At 59.0% G+C, this 16,414-nt stretch carries 11 protein-coding genes; 8 read left to right on the top strand and 3 right to left on the bottom strand.

The annotated features are described in order from the left end of the window. Positions 1–321: 321 nt before the first annotated feature. From DU506_RS08560 to rsd, 6 genes are all read left to right on the top strand, one after another. Positions 322–1,878 (top strand): phosphoenolpyruvate carboxykinase, encoded by a 1,557-nt coding sequence (locus DU506_RS08560; protein ID WP_114486519.1) that lies wholly within the window; start codon positions 322–324, stop codon positions 1,876–1,878. 164 nt (positions 1,879–2,042) lie between these two features. Continuing rightward, complete coding sequence (msrB, locus tag DU506_RS08565; RefSeq protein WP_114486520.1) at positions 2,043–2,540, top strand: peptide-methionine (R)-S-oxide reductase MsrB; 498 nt, start codon at positions 2,043–2,045, stop codon at positions 2,538–2,540. Positions 2,541–2,605: 65 nt separating this feature from the next. Continuing rightward, positions 2,606–4,951, top strand: coding sequence for a Tex family protein (locus DU506_RS08570; RefSeq protein WP_114486521.1), 2,346 nt, complete (start codon positions 2,606–2,608; stop codon positions 4,949–4,951). 193 nt (positions 4,952–5,144) lie between these two features. Further along, complete coding sequence (gene gshA, locus DU506_RS08575; RefSeq protein ID WP_114486522.1) at positions 5,145–6,812, top strand: glutamate--cysteine ligase; 1,668 nt, start codon at positions 5,145–5,147, stop codon at positions 6,810–6,812. Then, on the top strand, positions 6,809–7,324 hold the full coding sequence (locus tag DU506_RS08580) for a disulfide bond formation protein B (protein ID WP_114486523.1): 516 nt from the start codon (positions 6,809–6,811) through the stop codon (positions 7,322–7,324). Before gshA ends, DU506_RS08580 begins: the two co-directional genes overlap by 4 nt. An 82-nt stretch (positions 7,325–7,406) precedes the next feature. After that, positions 7,407–7,901: a sigma D regulator gene (gene rsd, locus DU506_RS08585; RefSeq protein ID WP_114486524.1), complete on the top strand. Its 495-nt coding sequence runs from the start codon at positions 7,407–7,409 to the stop codon at positions 7,899–7,901. Here rsd and DU506_RS08590 read toward each other — a convergent pair. After that, positions 7,898–10,978 carry an efflux RND transporter permease subunit gene (locus DU506_RS08590; RefSeq protein WP_114486525.1) on the bottom strand — a complete coding sequence of 1,027 codons (3,081 nt, stop codon included), beginning with the start codon at positions 10,976–10,978 and terminating at the stop codon, positions 7,898–7,900. The genes rsd and DU506_RS08590 overlap by 4 nt on opposite strands. Further along, positions 10,962–12,065: an efflux RND transporter periplasmic adaptor subunit gene (locus DU506_RS08595; RefSeq protein WP_114486526.1), complete on the bottom strand. Its 1,104-nt coding sequence runs from the start codon at positions 12,063–12,065 to the stop codon at positions 10,962–10,964. Before DU506_RS08595 ends, DU506_RS08590 begins: the two co-directional genes overlap by 17 nt. 185 nt (positions 12,066–12,250) lie before the next feature. On the opposite strand from DU506_RS08595, the gene DU506_RS08600 reads away from it, so the two are divergent. Together DU506_RS08600 and DU506_RS08605 are read left to right on the top strand one after the other, a co-directional pair. Then, entirely contained in the window at positions 12,251–14,188 is a 1,938-nt protein-coding gene (locus tag DU506_RS08600; RefSeq protein WP_114486527.1) for a zinc ribbon domain-containing protein, read from the top strand. A gap of 281 nt (positions 14,189–14,469) precedes the next feature. After that, positions 14,470–15,444 carry a malate dehydrogenase gene (locus tag DU506_RS08605; protein ID WP_114486528.1) on the top strand — a complete coding sequence of 325 codons (975 nt, stop codon included), beginning with the start codon at positions 14,470–14,472 and terminating at the stop codon, positions 15,442–15,444. A 104-nt stretch (positions 15,445–15,548) separates the two neighbouring features. Here the strand turns inward: DU506_RS08605 and DU506_RS08610 are convergent, their stop codons facing one another. Next, complete coding sequence (locus tag DU506_RS08610) at positions 15,549–16,205, bottom strand: histidinol-phosphatase (protein WP_114486529.1); 657 nt, start codon at positions 16,203–16,205, stop codon at positions 15,549–15,551. Positions 16,206–16,414: the final 209 nt, after the last annotated feature.

The raw sequence follows: 16,414 nt of genomic DNA on the forward strand, positions 1-16,414 counted from the left end.
ATGTAGTCGCGGTTTTAAAAGTGACTGCCGGTGCCGGAAAAGTACAGAGCCAGACGATTCAGGCCTGTCAGCCTCCCGAGCAAATGAGCGTTTTAATTTCGGCTGCGTAGCAATACACCATATGGTGGTTTTTTCGTAGTTTAACTACAAGATCTTCTGCCAACGCCCCCGTTCCCTGAGGGCGTTGTTTTTGGCATAATGCCTGCGTTTTCATCGAGCCTGGCCCGGTAAGTGGTTGTTGCATGGGGTTGGGATGATTTTTTTACGGCGTCGGTGACGCCTGGTAAACGAGTGAATCGGCCCAAAGGCCAAGGAATCGACATGACCACGACTCAAGCCGCTCCCCAAGTCCATGTTAATCTCAGCAGCGCCGAACTCATCGAGCGCGCCGTGGCCCGTGGTGAAGGCCGCCTGTCGGCCGATGGCGCCCTGGTAGTCAACACCGGTGAACGTACCGGTCGCTCCCCCAAGGACCGCTTCATTGTCGACGAGCCGTCGACTCGCGATCAAATCGATTGGGGTAGCGTCAACCGTCCGTTCGATGCGGAAAAGTTCGATGCCCTCTGGGGGCGTGTAGACGATTATCTGGCCAGTGCCGATCATTTCGTTTCCGAACTGCATGTCGGCAGTGACCCGACTTATTATCTGCCGGTACGCGTGACCACCGAAACCGCCTGGCACAACCTCTTCGGCCGCACCATGTTCGTGCGTCCCGAGGTATACAACCCCTCTGCCAAGAACAACTGGCAGATTCTCAATGCGCCGTTTTTCGAGTGTGAACCCAACCGCGATGGGACTAACTCCAACGGTTGCGTGATTATCAACTTCGCCCAGCAGAAAGTGTTGATCGCCGGCATGCGTTACGCCGGGGAAATGAAGAAGGCGATGTTCTCGGTACAGAACTTCCTGTTGCCGGCGTTTGATGTATTGCCCATGCATTGCTCGGCTAACGTCGGAGAAGACGGCGAAACCTGCCTGTTCTTCGGGCTTTCCGGTACCGGCAAGACGACACTCTCCGCCGACTCGGGGCGCTATTTGATCGGTGACGACGAGCACGGCTGGGGTGAAGGCACAGTATTCAATATCGAAGGGGGTTGCTACGCCAAATGTATCGACCTTTCCGAGAAAAACGAGCCGGTGATCTGGAAGGCCATCAAGTTCGGCACCGTGCTGGAAAACGTGGTGTTGAATGACCGGCGCGAACCCAATTACGCCGATGACGGCCTGACCCAGAACTCGCGCGCTGCCTACCCGCTTGAGCACATCGAAAAGCGTGTCTCGGAAAACCGTGCCGGTGAACCCAACGCCATCGTCTTCCTGACCTGCGACATGTCCGGCGTATTGCCGCCGGTATCCGTGTTGAGCAAGGAAGCCGCGGCGTACCATTTCCTTTCCGGTTATACCGCCAAGGTGGGGTCCACCGAGATGGGCTCTTCCGACGGGCTCGAAGCTACTTTCTCGACCTGCTTCGGCGCGCCGTTCTTCCCGCGCCCCGCACGTGAATACGCCGATCTACTCATCAAGCGGGTGGATGCCAAGGATGCCCAGGTGTATCTGGTCAATACCGGCTGGACCGGTGGTGCCTACGGTGAGGGCGGTGCTCGCTTCTCGATTCCCACCACCCGTGCCATTATCAGCGCGATTCAGTCCGGTGTGCTGCGTGAGGTGGAAACACGCCACGTGGACGGCCTCAATCTGGCGGTGCCGGTTGCCGTGCCGGGGGTGGATTCCAGCCTGCTCGACCCGCGCGATACCTGGCAAGACCGTGATGCCTACGATCGCAACCTCCAGGAGCTGGCGGCCAAGTTCGTGGATAACTTCAAGAAATTCGAAGGCGTCAGTGAGGCCATCGTCAAAGCCGGTCCGCAGCTGACCTGATTGCATGACAGGTTTGTATAGTTATTTTGCCTGGATGAACTGACCGCACAATCGGCAGTCTGAACGGGGGAAGCGTATATCGCTTCCCCCGTTGCGTTTCTGGCATCTGGGGAAGGGCGAAGAATCGTTTACAACCTTGGTACAGATCAGACGGGAGAATTCTGATGAAGCGTCGGCATTTTTTAGGGTTGGCAGCGGCTACCGGTCTGGTGGGAAGTTTGCCGGGTGTCGCCTTTGGCTTTCCACGGTTGAAGCTTTCACGTGCTGCTGACATCACGCCCCTCGAACTCAGCGATGCCGAGTGGCAGGAAAGACTGACGCCGGCGCAGTATGACGTCCTGCGTGACCATGCTACGGAGCCGGCTTTTTCCAGCCCACTGAACGATGAATGGAGAGAAGGTCGCTATCAGTGTGCCGGCTGTGAGCTGGTGTTGTTCGAAAGCACCATGAAATACGAGTCGGGTACCGGCTGGCCAAGCTTTTTCGAGCATGTCGAGGGACACCTGTTGTCGAAACTCGACGTCAGCATGATCTGGCCGCGTACCGAATATCACTGCGCGCGTTGTGGTGGTCACCAGGGCCATGTTTTCGGAGATGGGCCTGATCCCAGCGGCTTGCGGTGGTGCAACAATGGGGTGGCATTGCGCTTTGTACCGGCATGAAGCGCCATTGCGGCGATTGTGATACCTTGTCGCATCTTTGATGCCGCATGAGTTATTTGCGATATATGAATGTCAATCAGCGTATTATCTCGCGCCTTGCCGACGAGCTTGCCGTTCGCCCTCAGCAGGTCTCCGCCACTGTCGAGCTGCTTGACGGCGGCGCTACCGTGCCTTTCATTGCCCGTTACCGCAAGGAAGTCACCGGTGCCCTGGACGATACTCAGTTGCGCCAGTTGGACGAACGTCTGCGTTACTTGCGTGAGCTGGAAGAGCGGCGTGCCGCGGTTATCGCCGCCATCGATGAGCAGGGCAAGCTGAGCGATGAGTTGGCGGCCAAGCTGCAAGCTGCCGATACCAAGCAACGGCTGGAAGACCTTTACCTTCCCTACAAGAAAAAGCGTCGCACCAAGGCCCAGATAGCCCGAGAGGCGGGTCTGGAGCCGCTGGCCGATGCCTTGCTTGGCGACCCGACCTTGAATCCGGAGTCCGAGGCTGCCCACTACCTGCGCCCCGCTGAAGGTGATATTCCCGCCATCGAAGATGCCAAGGCGGCACTCGACGGTGCCAAGCAGATTCTGATGGAGCGCTTTGCCGAAGACCCGGAATTGATCGGCATGTTGCGTGAACGGTTATGGGCCGAAGGACGGCTGAGCGCGCGTTTGCTTGAGGGCAAGCAGCAGGAAGGCGCCAAGTTCTCCGATTATTTCGAGCACGATGAAGCCCTTGCCAAGGTGCCCTCTCACCGGGCGCTGGCCATGTTCCGTGGCCGCAACGAAGGTGTGCTGAGCCTGGCGATTCGTTTGCCGGGGGAAGAGGAGGCACCGCTGCATCCCGCCCAGGTGATGATCGCCCGGCAGTTCGGCCTTCGCGATCAAGGGCGTGCCGCCGACCGCTGGTTGGCCGAGGTGGTGCGCTGGACCTGGCGAGTGAAACTCTATACCGCCCTGGAAACGGAATTGCTGGGCCGCCTGCGTGAGCAGGCCGAACTGACCGCGATCGAAGTGTTTGCCGCCAACCTGAAAGACCTGCTGCTGGCCGCGCCCGCCGGGCCCAAGGTCACCCTGGCGATCGACCCCGGCCAGCGTACCGGCTGCAAGGTCGCGGTGGTGGACGCCACCGGTCAGTTCGTGGCGCATGCCACCATCTACCCTCATGCGCCGCAGAAGCAATGGCGGGAATCCCTGGCCGAGCTTGCCCGCTTGGCGAAAACCCATGATGTGGAACTGGTGGCCATCGGCAACGGGACCGCCAGTCGTGAAACTGACAAGCTGGCCGCCGAGTTGGTACAGCTGCTGGCGCCCGAGCAGCGTCTGAGCAAGGTCATGGTCAGTGAGGCGGGCGCCTCGGTGTATTCGGCCTCGGAATATGCCGCCCGTGAATTTCCCGATCTGGATGTCACGCTGCGCGGCGCGGTGTCGATCGCCCGGCGCTTGCAAGACCCCTTGGCGGAACTGGTCAAGATCGAGCCCAAGTCCATCGGGGTGGGTCAATACCAGCACGACGTTTCCCAGCTGCAGCTCTCGAAAAGTCTGGAAGTGGTGATCGAGGACTGTGTGAACGCCGTGGGGGTGGATCTCAATACCGCTTCCAGTGCCTTGCTTTCAAGGGTGGCCGGGCTGAGTACCACCCTGGCCGAAAACATCGTCATGCAGCGCAACCAGCAGGGCGCGTTCAAGACACGCAAGGCCTTGCTGGAGGTCAGCCGTCTGGGGCCGAAAACTTTCGAGCAGTGCGCTGGTTTCCTGCGTATCAACGGGGCGGAAAATCCCTTGGATGGCAGTGCCGTCCACCCGGAAGCCTATTCGTTGGTGAAGCGTATGGCTAAGCACAGCGGGCGTGATCTGGGCGGCTTGATCGGTGACAGCGCCGCGATCAAGGCGCTCGATCCCGCCGACTTTGCCGATGAACGCTTTGGTATTCCCACGGTCAGTGACATTCTTAAGGAACTGGACAAGCCCGGGCGGGACCCGCGGCCTGAATTCCGTGCCGCTGAATTTCGTGAAGGGGTGGAAACCCTGAAGGACCTGGAAGCCGGCATGGTTCTGGAGGGCACGGTCACCAACGTGACCCATTTCGGTGCCTTTGTGGATATCGGCGTTCACCAGGATGGTCTGGTGCATATTTCTGCGCTTGCCGATCGTTTTGTCGAAGACCCGCGCAGCGTGGTCAAGGCCGGTGATATCGTCCAGGTCAAAGTGATGAACGTGGATATTCCGCGCAAGCGCATCGGGCTTTCCATGCGTCTGGATGACAGCGTGGAAGAAGAGGGTGCCGCGCCTTCCCGCCAGCCGGACACTAGCGCCAATGCCCGGCGTCGCCCGGCCAAGAGTCGGGGAAAAGCGACACAGGAAGACAGCGCCCCCATGGGGGCGTTGGGTGCGGCGCTGCTCAAGGCACGCCGGGATAACTAATGCCTGTGAGATAACCAAGCCTGTGAGATGACTCTAAGCCTGTGTGGCTTGAATCTTGCCATGGCGACGCCATATCCTTCTGGTTTGATGGCTCCGCCGATCGATTTCACCCAGGCCCGCTCGGCGGGCCTTTTGACAAGGAGCGTTCACCTTGCTTGAACCTCTTGCTGTGCCAAGCTCATCCACTGAGTCAATGACAGACTCGGTGCCCACTGCACTTACCCAGCAGGTGGATCGCCTGATCCCGGCGGCCCGCCAGGGGCGTATCAGCCGTCTGCGCCGTGGTCTGGAAAAAGAGGGCTTGCGCGTTGATCCTGAGGGGCGCATCGCTCAGACCCCGCACCCTTGGGCGTTAGGCTCCAAGCTGACTCATCCGCATATCACCACGGATTACTCCGAAGCCCTGCTGGAATATATCACCCCGGTATATTCGCAGCCGCGCGAAGCGCTGTCCTTCATGGCTGATCTGCACCGCTTCAGTTATCGCTACCTGGGTGAGGAGTTGATCTGGCCGGGCAGCATGCCCGCGCGTCTGTCGGGCAATGAAAGTATTCCGATTGCCGATTACGGCACGTCCAATGTGGGCAAGATGAAAAAGGTTTATCGCAAGGGGCTGGATGTGCGCTACGGGCGCATCATGCAGGCGATTGCCGGCGTGCATTACAACGTCTCGCTGGCCGACGACATGTGGCAGGCGCTGCGTGAGCTGGATGGCGCCACCGCAACGCCGTTCAACGATTATCGCTCGACACGCTATTTTGGTTTGATCCGGCATTTTCGGCGACACAGCTGGCTGTTGCTCTACCTGTTCGGTGCGTCACCGGCCATCGACAAGAGCTTTCTCGACAAGCACGCCCTGCCCGGCGGCAAGGTGCCGGAAAAACTCAAGGTGCTCGATGAACAGACGTACTTCGCGCCTTATGCGACCACCCTGCGCATGTCCGACCTGGGCTATCAGAACAAGGTGCAGGCACAGCTCAAGATCTGCTTCAACTCCTTGTCGAATTACGTCAACACCTTGCGCCATGCGATCTCCAGCCCCTGGCCGGATTATGAAAAGCTGGGCGTCAAGGTTACCGACGAGTCGGGCGAGACGCAGTGGCAACAACTCAACGCCAATATCCTGCAGATCGAAAACGAGTACTACAGCGATATTCGCCCCAAGCGCGTGACACGTCACAATGAAACCCCAAGCCAGGCGCTTGAATCGCGTGGCGTGGAGTACATCGAAGTGCGCTGCCTGGACCTCAATCCTTTTGATGCCCTGGGGATTACCGAGACGCAGATGCGCTTCATGGATACCTTCCTGATGTGGTGTCTGCTCAGTGACAGCCCCTGGATCAGCGACGAGGAATGCGACCGTCTGGATGACAACCGGCGCCTGGTGGTGGAGCGCGGCCGTGACCCGGCGTTGCGTCTGCTCAACGATGGCGACGCCTGTTCCATCGCCCAGTGGGGTGGGCAGATCTTTGCTGAAATGGCTGAGGTAAGCCGTTTGCTGGACGCCATGGAAGACGGCTCGCCGCATGCCGAGGCGTTGCAAGCCCTGGCGCCTCTGCTGGAGAACCCGGATCTCACTCCTTCCGGCCGCTTGTTGACTCGCCTGCAGGACAATCAAGAATCGCTGAGCGATGCCATGCTGGCGCTGGCCAAGCAACAGCAGGCGGAATTCATGGCGCAGCCTGCGTCTCAGCGCGCCCGGGAGGCGTTGCTGGAGCAGCTGGTGGAAACCTCTCATCAGCAGCAGCAAGATATCGAGCAAGCCGATACGCAGAGTTTCGATGCGTTTCTTGACGATTATTTCAGCCGGGCTCGCGAATCGCGTGTGTCGAGCTCGCTTGCCTCCGGAGCCGCTTCTTGAATGTCACGACCGTACGTCCGGTAGCGCTGGTGGGCCTGGCATTCTGCGCCCTGATGATGGTCGTCGCACTGAGTCTTGAGCATATCGCCGGGCTGGCGCCGTGTCCGCTGTGCATCTTTCAGCGTGTGGCGGTATTGGCCACGGCAGCGGTACTTGCGGTGGCAGCCGTGCATAACCCCGGCGGGCGGTTGGGCGCGGCGGTATACGGTGTGCTTGGGCTTGTGACTGTGAGTGGTGGTGCATTCATCGCCGGTCGGCATGTATGGCTGCAGACGCTGCCTGCGGATAAAGTTCCCAGCTGTGGGCCCGGGCTGGACTACATGCTGGATATTCTGCCGCTTCAGGACGTGGTGGGAATGGTGCTTTCAGGCTCAGGCGAGTGCGCCGAGATAGATTTCATGCTGTTGGGTCTTTCTCTGCCCGCCTGGACGCTGATCGGTTTTGCCATCCTGGCGCTGGTCCCGCTGAGGCTCCTTTGGCTGGCATGGGCCAAGGACCGCCAAGTTCATTAGTCGGCGGGATTGACAGCGGGAACAGGAACAAGCGAATCTAGCCTCGTATAGAGAGAGCTGGTATCACCAAGGAGAGAATTCCATGCTCGAAGATTGTAAAAATGCCCGGGAACGCTGGGGCGGTGTGCACTCGCTGATCGATCGCTGGCTGGATCAGCGCCACGAGCTACTGGTGAGTTTCGTTGAACTCAATGACGCCTGTGATGCGGAGCTTGAAACGGTCAGCAAGGCGGGGATCGATCATTTCAGTGAAGTGCTGATGGATTACATCAGTGCGGGGCATTTCGAGATCTACCCGCAACTGGCGGAAGAAGCTCGCGCCTTCAATGATGATCAGGCGCTGCTGATTGCCGACAAGCTGCTTGAACGCCTGGAAATGTCCACCGAATTGGTCTTGGCGTTCGATACCGATTACGCCACCGCACTGAGCTGTGAGCATAATCTTTCTCGCCTGCCGGCCTGGCTCGAGCGTCTGGCCAAGGGGTTGAGCGATCGCTTCGTTCTCGAGGATCAGCTGATCGCCCGGATGCACGCCGTGCATAGTCCCAGTGCAGTCGTGGCTTCAGCAGCACCCTAAACGGCCCTTTGGCGATGCCGCCTGCTGCCGAGCACCAGCATGCAGGGGGTCAGCAGCAAGGTAAGGGCGGTGGCAAAGGTCAAGCCGCCGGCAATGGCGCTCGACATCTGCGACCACCACTGAGCCGAAGGGGCATTGAAGCCCAGAGATGGCGCAAACAGATTCACGTTCACGCCCAGCACCATGGGCATTAGACCCAGCACCGTGGTGATGGCGGTCAACAGCACCGGGCGTAAACGTAGGCAACCCGCTTCAAGGGCTGCGGCGCCCGGCTCAAGCCCTGTGCCGCGCAGCTCATTGTAGGTGTCGATCAGTACGATATTGTTGTTGACCACAATGCCCGCCAAGGCAATCACCCCCATGCCGACCATCACGATACCGAAGGCTTGCCCGGTCACAAGCAACCCCATCAAGACGCCGGCGGTGGAAAACACGATCGCCGAGAGCACCAACCCCGCCTGATAGAAACTGTTGAACTGAGTCACCAGGATCAACGCCATCAAGCCGATCGCTACCATGAAGGCGGTTCCCAGAAACTGGGCCGATTCCTGCTGATCTTCCTGTTCGCCGGCGACATTGACCATGACACCCTCTGGCAATGAGGAAAAAGCGGTTTCGGCCAGGGCGCGCAGGCGCTCGTCAGCCTGGTAGCCGGGGGCCAGGTCGGCTTCCAGGGTAATCGTCCGGCGACCGTCGATGCGGTGCAGAGTGCCTACCTTGGGACCCGGCGTGATCTTGACGAAATTGGTGATGGGCACTTGGCCGCGTGGGGTATTGAGGGTCAGACGTTCGAGTTGATTCAAAGAGCGCCACTGCTCAGGCAAGCGAACGCGAATATCCACCTCGTCATTGACCCCCTGGGGGCGATAAGAGGAAACGCGCAAGCCGGTGGTCAATAACTGCACGGCACTGCCAATGGTGGTGACGTCGGTTCCGAAACGAGCCGCCGCCTCACGGTCCACGTTTAGCCGCCACTCCACGCCCGGCAAGCTGCGGTTATCCTGAATATCCTCGAAGCCGCCCAGCTCAGCCATCTGCCGGCGCAGAAGCTCTACCGCATCGGCGATACGTTCCGGTTGAACGGCGCTGACTTCCAGTACGATGGGTTTGCCGCCCCCGGGGCCCATCTCCTGTTCGCGAAACTCCAGAATGATGCCGGGGATATCGCGGCTGCGCTCGGCCATGTCGTTCAGAATCGCTTGAGCCGGGCGCCTTTGATGCCAGTCGATCAACTGAAACTGAAGCACTCCAATAACATCATTACCTAACTGCTCGTTGGGCACCGCAAAGGAGCGGGCATACAGCGCCTGGACTTCGCTCATGCCGGTCAGGCGTCTTTCGACGCGCTGCACGATGGCATCGGTTTCCTCGGCGGAGTAATCACCTCGAGCGCGTACCAGTACCTGGGCGCTCTCCGGTTCCACCGACGGGAAAAAGTCCACCCCGTGGTTGAAACGGGCATAACCGGTGTAGATCAAGGCGATGAGCAGCAAGGTGAACGTCAGGACCCAGCCGGGATGAACAAGCAGTCGGCTTAGCGTGGTTCGGTAGAACCTGCCCAGGGTGGTCGTGCGTTGCTGGTCGGAAGAACCCTTGGTGGGGCGAGCCGTCTTGCGGGTGAAAATACTGCCTAGCGTGGGTAGAAATATCAGGGCCATGGCCAGTGACGCCAGCAGGCAGAGGATTACCGTGGCCGGAAGGTATTTCATGAACTGGCCGACCACCCCGGGCCAGAATAACAGAGGAATGAACACCGCCAGGGTAGTGGCGGTAGAAGCAATTACCGGCCAGCTCATGCGCGCCGAGGCGTTCAGCCAGGCGTCTCGCGGGGATTGATGCTCACGCAGATGACGGTCGGCCAGCTCACTCACCACGATGGCGCCATCGACCAGCATGCCTGCCACCAGAATCAGCGCAAACAACACTACGATATTGAGGGTGAAGCCTAAGGTGCCTATCAGCAGGATGCCGGTCAAGAAGGCGCCGGGAATGGTCAGGCCCACCAACAAGGCGGTACGCCACCCCATGACCGCCACCACCACAATCAACACCAGCACCACGGCGGTAAGCACATTGTTCAAAAGCTCCGAGAGCATGTCTCGAACCGTGGTGGACTCGTCGAGAATGGTGGTGATATGCAGCGACTCCGGAAGCATCTCCTCGGCTTCGGCAAGCCGCTCACGCACAGCGCCGATGGTGGCGATGATATTGGCACCGGCCCGTTTGGAGATCTCCAATACCACCGCCGGTTGGCCATCGATGCGCGCAAAGCCTTGCGGGTCCTTGAAAGTAGGATGAATCCAGGCGACATCGCCGAAAGTGACCACGCGGTCCCCTTCCACCTTGACCGGCATGTTCATGACGTCTTCCAGCGTCTCGATAATCCCGGGAACCTTCAGTGCCAGGCGACCCGCGCCGGTATCCAGGCTGCCCGCGGCCACTAGGCGGTTGTTGCGCGCTACCTGATTGAACAGGGTATCGAAATTCACGTCATAGCTTTCCAGCACCAGGGGGTCGATGACGATTTCCAGAAGCTCGTCGCGGTCACCGCCGATATCCACTTCCAGAACGTCGGCGATGCCTTCGAACTCCTCCTTGAGTCGCCGGGCCAGGGTGATTCGCTGGCGGGTGTCCAGTTGTCCCGAAAGTCCTAGGCTCAGTACCGGAAACTCCGAGACATTGACTTCCATGACGCGAGGTTCATCAGCCTCTGAAGGCAGGGTGGTGCGGGCGATATCGACTTGCTCGCGCACTTCCGAAAGGGCGGCGTCGGGGTCGAAACCCGGGTCGAATTCCAGGGTGATGGAGGCATGGCCTTCGCTGGACTGGGCGCTGAGTTTTCGCAGCCCTTCGATACCGCTGAGTTCCTGCTCCATGGGCCGAACCAGTAGCCGTTCGCCGTCTTCGGGGCTAACGCCTTCAAGCGAGAGCGCCACGTAGACCAACGGTATGGTGACATCGGGGTTGGCTTCCTTGGGAATCACTTGCCAGGACACGATGCCGGCTGCCAATAGCCCGAAAAGCAACAGCAAGGTGGTGCGGGCATGAGATATCGCGGCGTCAATCAGTCGGCGCATGGTTCGCTTCCTGATCTGATTCGGCAGCAACGGATTCCACACGCTCACCGACGTCCACCAGTCCGCCGCCCAGGGTGATCAGTCTCAGTGGGGAAGGCAGGCCGGTTACTCGCGCAGCCTGAGCGTCGGCGCTGACCAGCTCTACCTGGGTCTGTTGCACTCGATTCTGGTTATCCAGGTGCTTGACCGCCAGCTGGCCTTCCTCGTCCAGCACCAGCAAGGCAGGTGAAATGACGTGCACTTGCCGGGCGGCAAGGGTGATGGTGAGTTCAGCGCTGGCGCCGGCCAGGCGCAAGCCCTGGGGGTTGTCGATTTCGGCTTCCACCTGAAAGCTGCGCGTGGCCTCGTCGGCTCGGCTAGCCACATAGGTCAATTCACCGGAAAGATGCCTGCCGTCGAGCAGGCGGACATCGACCGCGAGTCCCGGGCTGATCTCGTGGGCGCGCTGTTGAGCCACCCAGCCGCTGGCCAGCAGGGTGCGGTCATCGATCAATCGTCCCCAACTTTCCCCGACCTGGAGCAGGTCGCCAAGCTCCACGCTCAGCTGGTCAAGAACGCCATCGAAGGGGGCGGTGGGGCGGGTGTCGGTATATTGACGTTGTAGCTCGGCTATATCGGCCAGGCTGCGAGTAACGGCGCTACGCAAGCGCAGCAGGTCAGGCTGGGAAATCAGTTGTCGTTGACGCAGACTTTCGGCCCCGGAAAGCTCGGCTTGCGCCAGGGCCAGCTCGTCGCGGGCCTGGGCCAGGCGTTCGGGCAATGCTTGGCTATCGAGTATCAACAAGGTGTCGCCGGCGGTGATCTTGTCTCCTTGGGCAACGGGCAGCTCCATGACCTGACCGGCCTGGTTGACTCGTAGCGTGACGTTGCGATGGGCCTCGAGTTGACCTTGGACACTTAGCGTTGGCAGATACTCGCTACTGGTACGCTCACTGACTTCCACACCAGGCGGTTCGATAGTGGCTGATGTCGTCGCTGGAGCTTCGCTTTGAAAATATTGAAAGTCACCCAGTGCCAGCCACACCAGCAACCCGAGGGTAATCAGTATGGCCAGAAGATACGAGAAAGGAGGTCGCCGCCGTAGCATGAAATTCGTCCGTGTGTTTCAAGGCTCTGAGCTACACTTTATCAATTTTTCGCGGAATACCCCATCTAAGCCACCGCATTAGGCGGGGATGGATAGCGTGTCGTGCGCAGCACGACTCGGGTTGTGGTTGATAAAACTTGTATATTTTACCATGCTTATCGTAGCGTTTCACGAAGGGTTCTCGAATGGCTTACGGTCACGGAAACAGCGACTCGGAAAAGCGGATGGTGTCGCTTGGTGTCGGTCAATTGACCGATGCCAAGTTCCATGCGCTGGTTCAGTTGCGTGATCAGTACCTGGCGGCCGCCAATGCCATGATGGCTGCGGTGTTTGTCAGCGAGCCCTTGGCGGGCGTGCCGGACAAGAAGACACTCGATCAAGCGCTGCTGGCCATCCAGAAAGACCGCCAGGGGCTGAACAAGGCCTATGTCGAAAAGGCCCGAATGGCGGTCAAGGATCATGCCCATGAGGTGCATGGGCGTTATTTGAAACGCCTAGTGGGAAAGCTTCGCCACTGTGCCGATGAAATCGAAGGTTATCCGGGCAGCGGGCGGCGCTACTACCACCTTGACGAACCCCTTCAAGACACGATCAGTCATGCCGAATTAAAGGCCCTGCAGGCCAAGGCGGATGGCTGGGAGGCGGCGCTGACCCTATACCGCCAAGTGGTGATTGACGGATCCAGCGGCGGGCTGTCTGAGGCCCAGGTTGCGGTGATCCGCCATCTCCATGAAACCGTTCAGTCGCGCTATCGCCCGCCGGTGTATGGCAAGGATGAGACCTTTACCTGCCATCTGCATCTGGACTATCGCGTGGTGCGTGGCCTGAAAGAAGGCAAGGTGCTGGACCCGCTGAACAAAGCGGCGGCCTGGCTGCTGCACGATCCAGCAAACCGCTGCTATCAGCACTTTCTTGAGGTGTCTCATCCCACCCCGCGGCAGCCGCCGATCCGCATTCCTATCCACTTGAGCGAAAAACGTTTGCGGCGCCTAGGCATTGATGGATTAGAGACCGCCTTCAAGAGTTTCGTTCTAGAAATCAGTACAACCGACCTGGCCGTCAAGGGCGTGGTGGAAAAGGTGCGCCCCGCGTACACCGCCGCCCAGACAACAGCCAATGCCTCTCCTGCCAAACTGGGGGACGACGACTTCATTGCCCTGGCCAAGGCACTCAATGAATGTGATGCCCTCGTGGGGCGTGATTTCGGCTACGCCAACACTATTGCCCTGACGGTACTGAAACGCGAGCGCGAACTGAGTGCTGATGACCTTCGTGAACTGATGGTGATTCGCCACCTTCCGCAGGCCCGCGCCAAGGCGGCGATGAAAGCATGGTTTTCCTCGCGGGAAGGCCGGGATATCGAGGTGGTCACCCAGCAATGCTATTCGGGGCGTAACTTCCTGAAGGCGATTCATGAACATTGCGCGTACCTCGACCGCCTGAGCAGTCAGATTGACCGCCTTTACAATAAAATCCATGCCCTTCGAGACATCATCGCCGGCTATCTCGGGCTGGATAAAACCCAACGCCTTCCTCAAAAGAAGGCGGGCATCCAGCAAGGCTTCGTTAAATCCCTGCACCAGCGCTTCTTTCATCTGCTGGACAAGGTTACCCACCTCAAGGGCAAACGCCGCCAGCGCTATCGCCGCATTGCCGGCCTCAAGAAAAGCTGGTTTGGCTACCTGACCAACCAAGAAATCGCGCTCGCCAAGGAGCATAACGCCGCCATGATTCGTGAAGACCTCACGGTCATGGCGGTTGAGAAAACCGCGCCCGACTACAAGGGGCGGCGCTTCAACAAGATGATCAACAACGGGTCGAAGGGGCAATACATTCGCCGCGCATCGGACAAGCTGCTCTGGAATGGTATTCCGGAGCTGGCAATGCCCACCCCCTACACCTCCCAGGCCTGTCTCTACCACCAGCAGCTTGGGAAACGGCAGGGCGAACGCTTCACCTGCCCCCGTTGTGAAAAATCCCGGCATTCAGACCTGAATGCCGCCATGAATATTGCCGGGATGCTGCTCACGCAGTGGCCTGGCAATAGTGAGAAACGATCTTCTTTTGGCAAGGCTATCTCGTCCGAGAACCTTGTTTATGAGAAGCCACTTCCAACTGCGTAGCAGTTGGTGGTGGTCGTTCACTCGAGCTACTTATATTTGATCTACAATTTGTGCTGCAAGGGCACACGCTATCACAAAGAAAGGCGTTTACATGCGTGAAGATACCGATCTAGTGCCGGTGGATACAGCGGTAGCGCCGGTACTAGCCTCAGGTCTGATTGAGTTTTATCCACGGTGAGAATACCATCTTGGCGTCTTGAGTCCGCGCCAGCGATTGCGATAAGCCTTGCTATACGCCATCCCCGGCAGTCATTCTCAGGCGAACCAACCAAGGAGCAACGATGAAAGATCCCGTACGTATTGCGATTACCGGCGGTGCCGGCCAGATTAGTTATTCTCTCATTTTCCGCATCGCCGCCGGCGATATGCTGGGACCTGATCAGCCAGTCATTCTGCAGTTGCTGGAAATCACGCCGGCCATGGATGCTCTGAACGGCGTGGTGATGGAAGTCAACGACTGCGCTTTCCCGCTGGTTCAGGACATCGTTGCCACCGACGATCCGAATGTAGCGTTCAAGGATGCCGATTTCGCTCTGCTGGTCGGCGCGCGTCCGCGTGGTCCGGGCATGGAGCGTAAAGACCTCCTGGAAGCCAATGCCGCGATCTTCTCCGTGCAGGGTAAGGCGCTCAACGACCACGCCAGCCGCGACGTTCGCGTGCTGGTGGTGGGCAACCCGGCCAACACCAACGCCCTGATTGCCTCGTGCAACGCGCCGGACCTCAGCCCGCGTCAGTTCACTGCCATGACCCGCCTGGATCATAACCGTGCCCTGACCCAGCTGGCGCAGAAGACCAACAAGCGCGTCACCGATATCGACGGCATGATCATCTGGGGCAACCACAGTGCTACCCAGTATCCGGATCTGGCCCAGTGCAGCGTCGATGGTAAAGCCGCTTTCGATCTGGTCGAGCGCGACTGGTACGAGAACGATTTCATCCCCACCGTGCAACAGCGCGGTGCGGCGATCATCAAGGCGCGCGGTGCCTCTTCCGCGGCTTCTGCAGCCTCTTCCGCCATCGACCACATGCACGACTGGGCGTTGGGTTGTGAAGGCATCGTCAGCATGGCGATTCCGTCCGACGGAAGCTACGGTATCGAGGAAGGCATCATCTATTCCTACCCGGTACGCTGCAAGAGCGGCGATTATGAAATCGTTCAGGGCTATGAGCTCGACGAATTCAGCAAGGCCAAGATGAAAGCGACCGAAGAAGAACTGCGCGGTGAGCGTGCGGCCGTCGAACACCTGCTCGGCTGAGCATCGGTTTAACCGCTGAGTTGTTAAGACTAGGCTGGTAAATCGAAAACGCCCCGGCGACACATTGAGTCGCCGGGGCGTTTTTTTGTCAGTTGACCGTCACTTCAGTCGCGCAGACTCATGATGCGCCACTGACGTTCTTCCGCCACGCGGCGCAGGATGGGGTCGGGGTCGACAGCGATAGGGTGTTCAATTTTTTCCAGCAGGGGCAAGTCGTTATGTGAATCGCTGTAGAACCAGGCATCTTCGAGGGTAATGTCCTGGCTTTCCAGCCATTGCTCAAGCCGTTTGACCTTGCCTTCCCGATAGCTGGGGATGCCTGTCACACCGCCGGTATAGCGCCCTTCATGAACTTCCGGTTCCACCGCGATAAGGTGGTCCACGCCCAGGCGTTCGGCAATCGGACCGGTGATGAAACGATTGGTGGCGGTAATGATCAACAGCACGTCGCCACGGGTGCGGTGGCGGGCCAGAAGCTCTTCCCCCTTGAGCAGAATATGCGGTTCGATCTTGGCCGCCATGAACTGCTGATGCCAGGCGACAAGCTGCTCGGGAGAATTTTCAGCCAGGGGTTTCAGGGCAACTTCCAGGAATGCCTTGATGTCCAGGGTGCCGGCGTTGTAGTCGGCCATGAAGCGTTCGTTGGCTTCGCTGTAACTTTTTGGATCGACGGCGCCCTGTTCGAGCAAAAATTCACCCCAGGCGTGATCGCTGTCGATGGATAGCAGCGTATTGTCCAGATCGAAAATGGCCAGACTCACGGCGCTCCCCCTAAGTGTAGTTTGTGTTGGGTGGTGTAACGGGGGCGGATTATCGCAGAGTCGCGGGGCTATTCCCACTGATCGTGTCCCGACCAAAGGACAAGGCAGCGAGGATCGAAATGCGCCGAAGAACTGACGCGACGTAAAACGCAAAGCGTGATTGAAAGCGGTTTGTATTGATGGGGTTGATCGCCTTGTGGAAAAATGGG

It is taken from the genome of Vreelandella rituensis, from assembly GCF_003336665.1.
In the GTDB taxonomy this organism is placed as follows: domain Bacteria; phylum Pseudomonadota; class Gammaproteobacteria; order Pseudomonadales; family Halomonadaceae; genus Vreelandella; species Vreelandella rituensis.